The following is a 14,409-nucleotide window of genomic DNA, read 5'->3' as shown; positions in this document are numbered from 1 at the left end:
ATTCATTAGATGGTTTTAATAAGATTTTGGACTAGGTCCAAATCACTTGGAAGCTGATGAGAGAGATAACGCTTTTCCAGTGGTTTATCCAATTTAAAAGGATCCGCCTCCTCCATCGCATAAATTGAAAAACCTTCAAATAAAAGCTGACTCGCTCCTGCACTTCTAATCGTAACTAAGTAGGTAAAAGCATCAATTGGATAATGAATATAATCTTGATAAGTCCGTAATACTTCAAAACCAATCTGCTCTCCTTGACGGTTAAAATAAGCAAATTCTAGAAAAAAGCGTCCCTCTGGTTTAGTTTCAATAGCAATTTCAATCCGATAACGATGACCTGGAACAAGAAGAGGCAAAGCTGGGGAACTACGTTTGCCTTGGTAATTTGTAGCGGAATAAAACCGGCAAATGACCTTGCCTGAAGCCATTACACCATTTTCAAAAGACACACCTCTATCGGTAAAGACTAAAATCGTTCCATATAGATAAGCATCCCCATTATAAACCTGATTCCAGGTAATCCGATGTATTAGTTCTTTACTCATCCATACTTCCTTCCATACCCATTCTCCAATAACTGGACATACTGCTTCATAAACCATCTATTGATCGCTCGACTATTGTCGTTATGACGGCCCTCATATCCCTTCGTATAAATATGAGTTCCTTGTTCCGTTAATGCTTCTAATAACATAGCTGTCGCTTTGCCGTCATAATCATCATTTTCCATGTAAGCAATTGCAAAAGTAGTCTCCGCAAAGCTAGATTGCTTAAACTTATCCCAAAATTTCTGATTCAATTGCTCCATGTCCTGCTTTTGAACTCCCCCAGTGACGTTGAGCAAAACATCTGCACTTGTCTCAAATTCATCAGGTCTTTTTAGCTTGATAGCAGCTACCGTATCACCTACATTTGTAAACGGTTTTCCAATAACAACTGCATAGGGATTGAAATCAGATGCATAATAAAGAGCTCCAAAAGTTCCCATGGATAAACCCGATAAAATAAGATCTGATTGTTGAAAACCTAAATAATCTAAGGATTCCTGAATCACCTCTACCACTTTGGCTTCCAATTCAGGTGAACCGATATAAAAGCCACCACCTTCTAAGCGCGGATCCCCAATCAACAGAAAAGGACCTTTCAAGGACTTCATGATTCCATAACCCTCAAATCCCTCAGCAGTTCGAAAACCTGAAAAATAAACATTCAAAGGTGGCTTCAGATCTCCAGGATTGAAATAATAAATCAACTCCTGTTTTTTAGAATCGCTGAAACGTTCCCCACCTAGAACAAATTGTCCCATCCCGATACGGGAATACCGCCAATGAAGAGGTCCAAATCCCAGCTCGCCTGTTCCCTTGGCCCAGACTGAGATGGCATAAAAACCAATTTCTTCATCAGGAGGAAGAATATAGGGAGTCTCCAATTGATCCTCGCTTAATACAATCGGTTCCAAAAAATCATGCAGGCTTCCCTTTCGCATCGGAGTAATTTCCAAATAAATCTCTGGATTTCCTGCTACTTTAAAATATTCCAACCAAATTTCAAGGGCCACAGGAAAGGTTCCCAAATTATAACGGAAGGTTAGTAAAGGGGTAAAATCTTGGCCAAACTCTCCCTGCAAATGAACAGCTACGTGACCATCATAAAAGACATTCCCTTGAAATTGTTCACTAACATCAATATCCGGCACTTTCAGTTTCGCACCGTATTGACTCCCAAAGTGTGTGAGATAAAGATAGTCAATCTTTGTTTGCAAATCTCCCACAACTTCGAGCTTCCGTAGCATTTTTCGCCTAAATATCCCAAAAGGACTTCCTTCCGGCAGGGAAACTCCCGTATCCACATAAAGACCATAGGCTTCCACACAATTCATAAGGGGAGTCAAACTTTCTTCAGCTAGTGAGCTTGTAATCACAACAGCATCAAAGTGCAAACGTACTTTCGGAAGTGAGCTTCCGTCTTCCATTTTCGGTAAACGATTCCGAGCTTGTTCTGTCAGTTCCTCTAACAACGCTGGAATATCTTCTGCTTCCGTACAGTACCACTGCATATCCTCCGGTAAAACAATCTCTTGATTGACCCAAGAAGAGGCACCAATTTGTAAGATTTTCATGTTCTTTCTTCCTTATCTAGTAATTCATGCCACTGATGAAGGATACGACCACTCGTATAATCTGCCATTTTCTGAACCGAATAAACCAAGGAACGATTCCAGTTTGCTAATCCCTCTAAATAAAAGTGTAAGGCTTCTTCTAAATTTTCCTCTGGATGAAGAATCCAACCATTTTTCTTATGACTAACAAAATCTGTCTCGACCTGATTGATCTGAGGAACCCCCGCTGAAATACTAGCAATCTGAGTATAGAGATCAGGTTCTACTCCCAAATCAAGCACCAAGCGTGCAGAATCTAAAGCTGTAATAATATCATTTTCATTTGTTAATAAATGAAAATGAATTCGTGACAACTCCATCTCCTCATCTTCTTCCAATTGGTTTTCATTTCCAGTATCTGCTACTTGAAAAAAATCCTCTGCATTGTAATGACTATAGATTCGCTGACTAATCCACTCTTCTACTATTTTTGTATTACGAGAACGATCAAAAGTTACTAATGATAGAGCTACATCATCATGCTGCGCCATAAAATCTAACAAAACTTCTAGCACAAGAAATAGTTCCGATTCTGTCAAAGAATCCATATAAAAATACAGAATCTGCTCTTTTATCATTTGGCTATGTCCCAATCGCAGACGTGTATCGTAAGGAGGTACACGTAAAAGCGCTTTTGGCTGCTGGTACACGACTTGCATCCATTGCCGTAGCTTTTCTTCTTGTTTTTTAGTATCAACAACCAATAAATTCGCTTGTTCAACTAACTTTTGGCTCGAATCCTCCACTTCAAATTGAAAACGATCCCCAAAAAAGGAAACAACTTTCTGTTGCTTAGGAAATACTTGAAGCATTAACTCATTGTGCTGAGAATGGCTCGCAATCACCAACGTATCCTGATCATCCATCACCTGTTGCTTTAAAAGTTCCAAACGTTCTTCCATTAGTGAAGACCAAGACTGGTAAAACTTCTGTTGAAACAAATGATCTGCATAAGGATTCACTTCAATCTGTCCTTCCAAAGATCCCTGTAAGTATTCACGTACCTGCCAGACACCACTTTCATTGAGATAATCCTGATACCATTCTTGCTCCTGCTCATCAAAATAGAGAATAGAAGATAGGAAACCTCGATCGTCAAAAAGATACTGTTTGCTCACCTTACCATCTTCTAAAAATTCAATAAAGAAAAGATTTCCATCTTGAGCAAAATGAATTCTTGCAATATCTTTTTGATTCACTCGTGCTAAAACAGCAAAGGGACTGTATAGAAATTGTGTCCCTTTGGGCCAATGCAGCTCTTTAAAAGAAAAAGGCTTCACTGATACAGACGAAATATTTTGAATATCATCAAAGAATGACCAATACGGAATTGCAAGAAGGTCTTGTTTATGTAATAAATAACGCAGTTGAGGCTGATAATTTAAAATCAACAATCCAACTTCTTCTTGCCCCTGATGAAACATTTTAATCTGGTGAACTGTATCATCAAAGGTCATACGTTCTAAAACGCGAAACCAGATTTGAGTCTGATGGTACCAAGGACGATTCGCATTGTACCAAGATGGAATGAAATAAAACATGCTAAACTCCCGACTTCTAAATGACATTCTGGTAGTTTTTCCAACTTTGAATAGTGTCTACTTGTTCAACAACTCCCAATAATAGGCTTGATACAATATAGGCATTGTTAATCAACAGAGCAATGCTAATACTACCATCATGTGTTCCTCTGACTACTAGAAATAATAAGGGCAATCCTCCAATCAACAGAACTGTACAAGCTCCAAATTGAGCAAGACTAGAGACTTTTTTCTGAATATAGTCTTTTGTATCACGCCCCGGACGAATCCCTTCAATATAATCCCCGTTATTACGCATATTTCTGGCAATATCATAAGAATCATAGTTGTAATAAGCAAAACCAATCGATAAGACATACAAAAGAAACATATAAAAAATTGCTCCCGGTACTTGTGTCAAACTTAACTGAGTACTCAAGACTTTCAGCATATCATTGGTCGGATAAAGGGAGCGTAGACCACTTAACAAATAAGCAGGTAACATCATCAAAGTCATTCCATACATAAAAGGCAAGGCTCCAGCCGGTGTTACTCGAATCGGTAAATAGCTTTTCTGATCATAGACCGTGTGAAGGGCTACCCTTCGAATTGGTATTCGGTATTCTCCTCTATACAGCGTAACTGTCAACAAAACTAACAAGCTATAGATTACCGCAAAAATCAACAATTGACCGAGTAACAGAAATGAAAATCCGGACTGTTCAGAGATAAAACGAATTCCATTCTCTATAAAAGAAAGAATCATATTCACCAAAATGATCATTGTCATACCACCTAGACCACGAACAGCATTTCTATTTCCTAACCAAGTTAGAACAACGGATCCTACCACCAAAATTACAATCGTAATAAACCAACTAACCTCTTTTCCTGATACACCCATAAAAGGCAGTTCAAGTAATTGGGCAGAAGCTGTTAAACCGAAAGCTTGAATAGCTGCAATGACTATCGATAATAACATTCGATAGTGATACATCTGAGCCTGAGTTTGATTTTTAAAGATATTAAAAACAGTAAAAAAGCGCCAAATAATAACAGTTGTCATCCAAGGACTCAATCCCAAGGAGAATAGCGTCAGACTACTAATCCGAGCTCCAGTCACCGTTGCAAGATTCTGCCAAATGGTATGATTTCCAAATTGTTGTAGTTGCTCATTTGTAATCAGGGCTGTCGGAACTGGTAAAAACCGTCCAATCATGTAAACCATCACAATCAACAAAGTCCAGATCATTTTACTACGCAGTAACTGATTGGCCCATGTACTTTTTAAATTTAACATAGTGAGGTCATCCTCATATTTCCTTTTTAAAATAAGTATAACATAAACAATCTCTGCCCTCTCCTAAAATAGCCAGAGAAGCTAATAGCTACAAGAATCATATTCTTGTCTAAATATCCACTTTTTTATTTCTACACTATAAATTTTGTAGCAACATGCATAGAGAGGCTGGAACAAAATGTTCCAGCCTCATTTTTCGTCTAACGATCATATGATTCGTCTAAAACCATACTATGCATATCTATTATAATCATTATCAGTCATTAATCGACTGCTTGGTCATCTTTTTTACGTTTTTTCCGACCCAATAAAATCGCTGATAGAAGACCTAATCCCGCTAGGCTCATACCTGAAGAATCTTGATCTCCAGTATTTGGAAGACGATTAGCGACCGGTTTCTCACTGAGTGATTCGGAGACTGATTCTGAAACGGATTCTGAAATCGACTCACTTACTGACTCTGATACGGATTCTGAGATAGACTCACTTATGGACTCTGACACGGATTCTGAAATCGACTCGCTCACCGACTCTGATACAGATTCTGAGATTGACTCGCTCACTGACTCGGACACGGATTCTGAGATTGACTCAGACACTGACTCTGATACAGATTCTGAGATTGACTCAGACACTGACTCTGACACAGATTCTGAAATCGACTCACTTACTGATTCTGATACAGATTCTGAAATTGATTCGGAGACTGATTCAGACACTGATTCTGAGATGGACTCGCTTACGGACTCTGACACAGATTCTGAAATCGACTCGCTCACCGACTCGGACACGGATTCTGAGATGGACTCGCTCACCGACTCGGACACGGATTCTGAGATGGACTCAGACACTGACTCGGATACAGATTCTGAGATAGACTCGCTCACTGATTCGGAGACTGATTCTAAGATGGACTCACTTACTGATTCTGAAACAGATTCTGAAATGGACTCACTCACTGATTCTGACACTGATTCTGAGATAGACTCGCTCAATGACTCTGACACAGATTCAGATACGGACTCGCTCACCGACTCGGACACTGATTCTGAGATGGACTCACTCACCGACTCGGACACTGATTCTGAGATGGACTCACTTACTGACTCGGAGACTGATTCTGAGATAGACTCACTTACGGATTCTGACACTGATTCTGAGATGGACTCACTTACTGACTCTGACACAGATTCTGAAATAGACTCACTCACTGATTCTGATACAGATTCTGAAATGGACTCACTCACTGACTCGGAAACAGATTCTGAAATGGACTCACTCACTGACTCTGACACAGATTCTGAAATAGACTCACTTACGGATTCTGACACAGACTCTGAAATGGATTCACTTACTGATTCGGAGACAGACTCTGAAATGGATTCACTTACGGACTCGGAGACTGATTCTGAAATAGACTCACTTACTGACTCGGAGACAGACTCTGAAATGGACTCACTTACGGATTCTGACACAGATTCTGAAATAGACTCACTTACGGATTCGGAGACTGACTCACTCACTGATTCGGAGACAGACTCAGAAATGGATTCACTTACGGACTCTGACACTGATTCTGAAACGGATTCAGAAATAGACTCGCTCACTGACTCGGAAACAGATTCTGATACGGACTCACTCACTGACTCGGAGACAGATTCTGAGATAGATTCGCTTACGGACTCTGAGACAGACTCTGAAATGGACTCACTCACTGACTCGGACACAGATTCTGAGATAGACTCACTCACTGACTCTGAGATAGATTCGCTCACTGACTCGGAGACGGATTCTGAAACGGACTCACTTACTGACTCTGATACAGATTCTGAGATAGACTCACTTACTGATTCAGATACAGATTCTGAGATAGACTCACTCACTGATTCTGAGACGGATTCAGAAATGGACTCACTTACTGACTCTGATACAGATTCTGAGATAGACTCACTTACTGACTCTGATACAGATTCTGAGATAGACTCACTCACTGATTCTGAGACAGATTCAGAAATGGACTCACTCACTGATTCTGATACAGATTCTGAGATAGACTCACTTACTGACTCTGAGACAGACTCTGAAATAGACTCACTCACTGATTCTGATACAGATTCTGAAATAGACTCACTCACTGACTCTGATACAGACTCTGAAATAGACTCACTCACTGATTCTGACACAGATTCTGAAATAGACTCACTCACTGACTCTGATACAGACTCTGAAATAGACTCACTCACTGATTCTGACACAGACTCTGAAATAGACTCACTTACGGACTCTGAGACAGACTCTGAAATGGACTCACTCACTGACTCGGACACAGATTCTGAGATAGACTCACTCACTGACTCGGAGACAGATTCTGAGATAGATTCGCTTACGGACTCTGAGACAGACTCTGAAATGGACTCACTCACTGACTCGGACACAGATTCTGAGATAGACTCACTCACTGACTCGGAGATAGATTCGCTCACTGACTCGGAGACGGATTCTGAAACGGACTCACTTACTGACTCTGATACAGATTCTGAGATAGACTCACTTACTGATTCAGATACAGATTCTGAGATAGACTCACTCACTGATTCTGAGACGGATTCAGAAATGGACTCACTTACTGACTCTGATACAGATTCTGAGATAGACTCACTTACTGACTCTGATACAGATTCTGAGATAGACTCACTCACTGATTCTGAGACGGATTCTGAGATAGACTCACTTACTGACTCTGAGACAGACTCTGAAATAGACTCACTCACTGATTCTGATACAGATTCTGAAATAGACTCACTCACTGACTCTGAGACAGACTCTGAAATAGACTCACTCACTGATTCTGACACAGATTCTGAAATAGACTCACTCACTGACTCTGAGACAGACTCTGAAATAGACTCACTCACTGATTCTGACACAGATTCTGAAATAGACTCACTTACGGATTCTGACACAGATTCTGAAATAGACTCACTTACTGACTCGGAGACAGACTCTGAAATAGATTCACTTACTGACTCAGATACGGATTCTGAAATAGACTCACTTACTGACTCTGAGACAGATTCTGAGATAGATTCGCTCACTGACTCGGACACAGATTCTGAAATAGACTCACTTACTGACTCTGATACAGACTCTGAGATAGACTCACTTACTGACTCAGATACGGATTCTGAAATAGACTCACTTACGGACTCGGAGACTGATTCTGAAATAGATTCGCTTACGGACTCGGAGACTGATTCTGAGATAGACTCACTCACTGACTCTGATACAGATTCTGAAATGGACTCGCTCACTGACTCGGAAACGGATTCAGATACAGATTCACTTACTGATTCGGAAACAGATTCAGAAATAGACTCGCTCACTGACTCTGACACAGACTCTGAAATTGATTCACTTACTGATTCTGACACGGATTCTGAAATCGACTCGCTTACCGACTCGGACACTGATTCTGAGATTGACTCGCTCACTGACTCGGACACAGATTCTGAGATAGACTCACTCACTGACTCGGAGACTGATTCTGAGATAGACTCGCTCACTGACTCGGAGACTGATTCTGAGATAGACTCACTTACTGATTCTGATACAGATTCTGAGATAGACTCACTCACCGATTCGGAGACTGATTCAGAAATAGACTCACTCACTGACTCTGAGACGGATTCAGAAATGGACTCACTTACTGACTCGGATACAGATTCTGATACGGACTCGCTTACTGATTCTGATACAGATTCTGAGATAGATTCGCTTACGGACTCAGATACAGACTCTGAAATGGACTCACTCACTGACTCGGACACAGATTCTGAGATAGACTCACTCACTGACTCGGAGACTGATTCTGAAATGGACTCGCTCACTGACTCGGAAACGGATTCAGATACAGATTCACTTACTGATTCGGACACAGATTCAGAAATAGACTCACTCACTGACTCTGAGACGGATTCAGAAATGGACTCACTTACTGACTCGGATACAGATTCTGATACGGATTCGCTTACTGATTCTGATACAGATTCTGAGATAGACTCACTTACTGACTCGGATACAGATTCTGAGATAGATTCGCTTACTGATTCAGAGACGGATTCTGAAATAGACTCGCTCACTGACTCTGATACAGATTCTGAAATAGACTCACTTACTGACTCGGATACAGATTCTGAGATAGATTCGCTTACTGACTCGGATACAGATTCTGAGATAGATTCGCTTACTGACTCGGAGACAGACTCTGAAATGGATTCACTTACTGATTCAGATACAGATTCTGAGATAGACTCACTCACTGATTCGGAGACTGATTCTGAGATAGATTCGCTCACTGACTCGGAAACGGATTCAGATACCGATTCATACACAGATTCTGATACAGACTCACTCACCGATTCATATACAGATTCGGATACGGATTCGGATACTGACTCTAAGACAGATTCAGACATAGACTCACTTACCGATTCATATACAGATTCGGATATGGACATAGATACAGAATCACTGATTGAATTTGAGATAGATTCTGAGATAGACTCTGAAATAGAATAGGATACGGATTCTGAAATCGATAAACTTTGAGACTCTGAGTGACTGATGGACTCTGAAGCCGAAAGACTTTCAGAAGCCGAGTGAGACAAACTTTCAGAGCTAGAAACACTCATCGAAACAGATAAACTGCTTGAAGTCGAAAGTGATTGTGAAGCCATTACAGACTCTGAAGTTGATAATCTTTCAGAAGTAGAGAGTGAGGTACTTTCAGATTCTGAAATACTGTAATCATATCGATATGTAATTACTGGATTGGTCACCGTTAGAACGCCTTCAGCCCCTCCTCCAGTAACTTCAACCAGTTTCCCATGTTCCACGCTCACAGCTGCTGTGGTATAAGGTGAGTAACTCCAACCAGACTGGGTAAGTTCTGGAGCAGCCTGCTTCCCATCTGTATACACATGCTGAATTCTCTGCGTTACATAAACTGGTACATTATTAATATCTACTCGAGCAGATATAGCAGGTCTCTGCTGGAATCCAAACAAACCAACAACAGTCCCATTCCCATTCGTTGTAGAAATACGAATACGAGCTTGATCTGGGATAATCGTTCCATCTTGAGTAAAGCGTAATTGAGAAGATAAAGTCCAGTTTCCAGTAGTCATGGTTTGACGAGCATCATTACCATAAACTAGGATAGTCCGATCTACTACAGCTCCGTTGCTATCAAACGTATTCACATAAATCTCATTTGCTTTATTAATAGATAGAGATAAATAATGTGCACTATTTGAATCTGTCACAACTGCAAAAGTGAAGAAGTCTTCATTCATATCCACCAATTTAATATTGTCCGGATATTTCTGCTCGACCGTATAACCTGCTACGGTAGCTGGAACAGCTTGATTTGGAAGACCAGAGACCACTGCTGAGCTTGTGTCGAGCATGAAACTCAACTTCCCATCTGGTGTTTGCTTCACAAGTTCTGCTGCTAAAGCTTGTGAGCTATTGCGTAAAGCTGATAAGGTTGTTTGAATTTCTGCTAGAGTAGCAGTAGAATCCCCTAAAATGGTTTTAGCAGCAGCGATATCTCCTTGACTAACAGCTACTGCTTCTGCCAAGGATTCATTCGTTAAGTCAAAACGCTGTTCATGAGCTAACTGTGTTAAAATTTCAGCACTGGATTTCGCGCGATTCAATTCTGCTAGACGATTATCACGCTCTGTTACCTGCTCAGTCTTCTCAGCTTGAGTTGTTTCTTTGCCAAAAGTCAATGATGCACGATAACTTGCTGACTGACTCTCACTCTCAGATAAAGAAAGTGATTCGGAACTTGAATGACTTTCAGATAGAGACAAAGACACTGAGCTCGAAGTTGAAGTTGAAATAGAAAGCGATTCTGAAAGAGATAACGATTCTGAAGCAGATACAGACTCTGATTCACTAACTGAAACAGATGTAGATACAGAGGTGGATAGGGAAGCTGAATCTGAACCAGACTCTTGCAATACTGAACTTTCAGACACATCTGACAGCGTATTTTGGAGAGAGGAAACCTGTTCGGATGAAGTAGAAACTACTGCATCTGTAGGCAAGGTTACTTCCTCAGCTGTTGTCAAATTTTCTGTACTTGTTTCAGATGCTACAACTGTCTCAGTCGCAAAGGCCTCATCTGTTCCTAAAGCAGCCCCACCAATCACTGCACCAAGAGCCCCAGCCCCTTTTAAGACAGTAGCTGGAGAGATTAATTTAGATGCCATTTCATCAGGGTTAGATTTCTGAAGCGATTGCTCAGAAATTTTTGTCCTTGATTGGCCTAAAATAATGGAACCAACGCTAGACATAATCGTGCGGACCCAATGCTTACCTGATTTATGCATTTTAACACGAGTATGCCTATACGATTCAACAGATTTTCCGTCTCTATGTTTCACTCACACACAACCTTTCAAAATAATGTAATGCCTTTATTATATATCTAAGCCTCATATTTTTCAATCAATTTAACTCATTTTTATAAGGAAATTTTCTTATAAAATCAAGAAAGGGCTAACATTTCTTCGTGATTTTTCACACAAAAGATTCTTATTCCGAACACAAATCCAAAATCAAGGATCAATCATTCCTTTTAGTAGGGCAACACCTATAAAAAAGAGGCCGACTTCAAATCTCGACCTCTTTATTTATAGTAGATAGCTTATATGTTTAGTAGCTAAGATAGAATCTCTAGAGACTTACTACAAAAACTAAAAACTTTTTAAAAGATTTGAAGCCAATCTTCTCTCTAAGACCATTTGTCCAGGATTTTCAGGGTCGTAAGACATTTTTGATAGTCCTGCATATCCCCCTTTTCCAATAGAGCTTCAATATGGCGCTCTAACCGCCAACGATAGGCACGTAATTCCTGTTTGACATCAAAACCAATTAATGACAAGATCACCACACGTTCCTGAATACTGCGTAAAGGAAATACATACACCAAATCAACAGTACTGGTTACAGAGCTGGAACGTTTTCGATGGACATAACTTCCTACATGACTATAGACAATTTTATCCGCTAACAAGTACAATTTCCAAGTTGTATAATCATCTTCAACTTTTTCAGCTTCTGGATAAATAATTCCCTCAAAGAGACTAGCCTTATACAATTTAGACCAAGGAACCGTAAATACCTGACTAAAGGAAAAACGTCCTTCATATTGATATTGAAACCATTCCGCAGGTGTATAGGTTTCTCGGAAATAATCTTCTTCCGTTAAATGAAAACGATAGGCCCCTCGATCATCGATATACTCTGTAAAATTCACAATTGAAATATCACTATCCGTCTCTTTCAAAGCCTGATACAAATATTCAATATGAGTTTCCTCTAGCCAATCATCATTATCTACAAATAGGACATAGTCACCTGTAATCAAAGGAAGAGCACTATTACGAGCAGCTCCAACTCCACCACCACCAAGTTTTTTATGGACAACACGAATGCGTTGATCTTGTTGACGATACTGCTCACAGATGGCAGCAGAACCATCTGTAGATCCATCATTGATTAGGATAATTTCTAGATTCTGATAACTTTGTCGAACAATACTATCCAAACATTGTCGGAGATAAGGACCGGCATTAAAGACAGGAACAATCACCGTTATTTTTTCCATTTAGACCTCTTTCTGATGATTGTCAATTAAATCAAGTTTATTTTGCAAATGCTGATACACCTCGATTTGCCCACTAGATAAAGCATCGTCCCTGCACTTCTTCAAACGTTTAATGTAGGAATCCAAATGTTCAGTAACATCATAGCCTAGAGCCAGTAATAGGGCGATTCGCTCCTCAGCAATGGAAACCATACTCACAATATCCTCTCGCATCACATTTCGTGACAAACCAGTAGGACTCTGAGAGTAATAATAAAGAGGTTGATTAATGAAGGTAATCCTTTTCGCTTTTAAATACGTTTTATAAATGGTCGCATCATCTTCTCGTAGACGCCCTAAGGGATAAGCAATACCTTCCCACAAGGAACGCTTAAAGAGTTTCATCGGTGAAAAGGTGAATACCAAATGTAGATTATGTCGTCCCTGATTTTCTTGACGTAACCACTCCTGAACACTATAGGTTTTTTCAAAATACATCTCAGAGGTAATCGAAAATAGAAATGCTTGACGTTCTTCATTAAAAGACGTGAAATTACAAACAGAAATATCTGAATGATTGGTCACCAAGGCCTTGTGCAAAAGTTCCAAATAAGTAGCTTCCACAAAATCATCTGAGTCAATAAAGGTTACATACTCTCCTTTTGCTAAGCTAATCCCTAAATTTCTTGCGGCAGAAGGCCCTTGATTTTCTTGATGCACTAATCGAATACGGGAGTCTTTATCCACGTACTCTTGACAAATAGCTGCACTACCATCTGTCGAACCATCATTAATCAATAGCACTTCAAAATGGCTATAGGTTTGCTTCACAATAGAATCTAAACAACGATGTAGATATGGCGCTACATTATAAACAGGAACAATAATCGAAATCAAACCCGTTGCTTCGATGCTATCCGCTTCAGTGATCACAGTTACTTCCTCCTCCACTCCAACTCGAGCCACAATTTGATGGGCATACTCCACATCATGCTCCAGATCAATCTCCTCATCGTAGTTAAACTCCGCTGTATGCTTATGGGGTAACCTCACCTTATGAGTTGCACCCATCTGAAACCATTCATATTCTGAATCAATATGCCCCAAATCAATTGCTTGATAGCCAGCCTTGTTCAAATCTCGTGCCAAAACCTTAGCTGTCGGCCCCAACATCAACAAAATAAGACGATTACCCGCTTTCTGACGCACAGTATGTAGAATTTCTTCATAATACGCAAAAGCATTTCGTGAAGGACAAATGACCCGTTCAATCGACTGAGCATCTGCGAAAAGATCATTACCAACACCCGAGCGAGACGTTTCCCCCTCTACGATTAACAAATCTCGCCCTTTCCACACGTCTTTCAAAGCCTCAAAGAAGCGTGCTGCTTGACTTTTATCGACCAAATCAATATAAGGTCTCGAAATAAATGTCGATCCATACCATGGTGAATGACAATATTCTCGATAAAAATCTTGATATCTAGCAAAATGCTGATTCCAGAAATGAGTAGCATTGCCATTATAACGCTCGAGATTTTGAAATACATCCGGTAAACAAACTAAAAAATTAGAAGTACTTGGTGTCTGGAGAATTTCTAAAAGAGCCTGAGCCAAATCAGGATCATAGTCTTGATAGGGAATGCTAGACCCTGTCATCATATCTACTTCGCCATCTCCGAAACGAGCAACGGATGCTCCATGCTCCTGGATAAGCTGAAGAGTCTCTAAAATAGATCGTACTTGAATCGATGCTAAATTCTTCATATTA

9 protein-coding genes and 1 pseudogene are annotated in these 14,409 nt (G+C 40.1%); 2 read left to right on the top strand and 8 right to left on the bottom strand.

What is annotated here, in order from left to right; genetic code table 11:
- Positions 1-5 precede the first annotated feature (5 nt).
- The 5 genes from asp3 to ACXM1Q_RS03090 all read right to left on the bottom strand — a co-directional run bounded on the left by asp3 (position 6) and on the right by ACXM1Q_RS03090 (position 5,481).
- Positions 6-545 carry an accessory Sec system protein Asp3 gene (gene asp3 / locus ACXM1Q_RS03110; protein ID WP_458516087.1) on the bottom strand — a complete coding sequence of 180 codons (540 nt, stop codon included), beginning with the start codon at positions 543-545 and terminating at the stop codon, positions 6-8.
- Positions 542-2,119, bottom strand: a complete 1,578-nt coding sequence (gene asp2 / locus ACXM1Q_RS03105; protein ID WP_458516085.1) for an accessory Sec system protein Asp2 — start codon at positions 2,117-2,119, stop codon at positions 542-544. The genes asp3 and asp2 overlap by 4 nt, the downstream gene beginning before the upstream one ends.
- A complete protein-coding gene (asp1, locus tag ACXM1Q_RS03100; protein WP_458516083.1) occupies positions 2,116-3,699 on the bottom strand; it encodes an accessory Sec system protein Asp1 in 1,584 nt (527 codons plus the stop codon). Before asp1 ends, asp2 begins: the two co-directional genes overlap by 4 nt.
- A 16-nt stretch (positions 3,700-3,715) precedes the next feature.
- A complete protein-coding gene (secY2, locus tag ACXM1Q_RS03095; protein WP_458516081.1) occupies positions 3,716-4,978 on the bottom strand; it encodes an accessory Sec system protein translocase subunit SecY2 in 1,263 nt (420 codons plus the stop codon).
- A 263-nt stretch (positions 4,979-5,241) separates the two neighbouring features.
- A complete protein-coding gene (locus ACXM1Q_RS03090; protein ID WP_458516124.1) occupies positions 5,242-5,481 on the bottom strand; it encodes an LPXTG cell wall anchor domain-containing protein in 240 nt (79 codons plus the stop codon).
- Here ACXM1Q_RS03090 and ACXM1Q_RS03085 point away from each other — a divergent pair.
- Positions 5,468-9,556, top strand: a complete 4,089-nt coding sequence (locus ACXM1Q_RS03085) for a hypothetical protein (protein ID WP_458516079.1) — start codon at positions 5,468-5,470, stop codon at positions 9,554-9,556. The two genes, ACXM1Q_RS03090 and ACXM1Q_RS03085, sit on opposite strands and share 14 nt — an antisense overlap.
- Positions 9,557-10,969: 1,413 nt before the next feature.
- Positions 10,970-11,281, top strand: a complete 312-nt coding sequence (locus ACXM1Q_RS03080) for a hypothetical protein (RefSeq protein WP_458516077.1) — start codon at positions 10,970-10,972, stop codon at positions 11,279-11,281.
- A 47-nt stretch (positions 11,282-11,328) separates the two neighbouring features.
- On the opposite strand, the pseudogene ACXM1Q_RS03075 reads toward ACXM1Q_RS03080, so the two are convergent.
- The 3 genes and pseudogenes from ACXM1Q_RS03075 to ACXM1Q_RS03065 form a co-directional block, all read right to left on the bottom strand.
- Positions 11,329-11,433: pseudogene (locus ACXM1Q_RS03075) on the bottom strand (KxYKxGKxW signal peptide domain-containing protein); the annotation flags it as partial.
- A gap of 350 nt (positions 11,434-11,783) precedes the next feature.
- Positions 11,784-12,659, bottom strand: coding sequence for a glycosyltransferase family 2 protein (locus ACXM1Q_RS03070; protein WP_458516075.1), 876 nt, complete (start codon positions 12,657-12,659; stop codon positions 11,784-11,786).
- Positions 12,660-14,405: an SP_1767 family glycosyltransferase gene (locus ACXM1Q_RS03065; RefSeq protein WP_458516073.1), complete on the bottom strand. Its 1,746-nt coding sequence runs from the start codon at positions 14,403-14,405 to the stop codon at positions 12,660-12,662.
- Between the last annotated feature and the right edge of the window lie 4 nt (positions 14,406-14,409).

Source organism: Streptococcus sp. 10F2 (assembly GCF_054331515.2).
The sequence above is the reverse complement of the archived record's forward strand: the minus strand, read 5'-3'. Positions and strand labels throughout refer to the sequence as shown.

Bases quoted from the DNA above. Each gene is read 5' to 3' on its own strand.
- ACXM1Q_RS03085 (WP_458516079.1), top strand. From the start codon at position 5,468: ATGGACTCTGACACGGATTCTGAAATCGACTCGCTCACCGACTCTGAT.
- ACXM1Q_RS03065 (WP_458516073.1), bottom strand. From the start codon at position 14,405: ATGAAGAATTTAGCATCGATTCAAGTACGATCTATTTTAGAGACTCTT.
- secY2 (WP_458516081.1), bottom strand. From the start codon at position 4,978: ATGTTAAATTTAAAAAGTACATGGGCCAATCAGTTACTGCGTAGTAAA.
- asp2 (WP_458516085.1), bottom strand. From the start codon at position 2,119: ATGAAAATCTTACAAATTGGTGCCTCTTCTTGGGTCAATCAAGAGATT.
- ACXM1Q_RS03070 (WP_458516075.1), bottom strand. From the start codon at position 12,659: ATGGAAAAAATAACGGTGATTGTTCCTGTCTTTAATGCCGGTCCTTAT.
- asp1 (WP_458516083.1), bottom strand. From the start codon at position 3,699: ATGTTTTATTTCATTCCATCTTGGTACAATGCGAATCGTCCTTGGTAC.
- asp3 (WP_458516087.1), bottom strand. From the start codon at position 545: ATGAGTAAAGAACTAATACATCGGATTACCTGGAATCAGGTTTATAAT.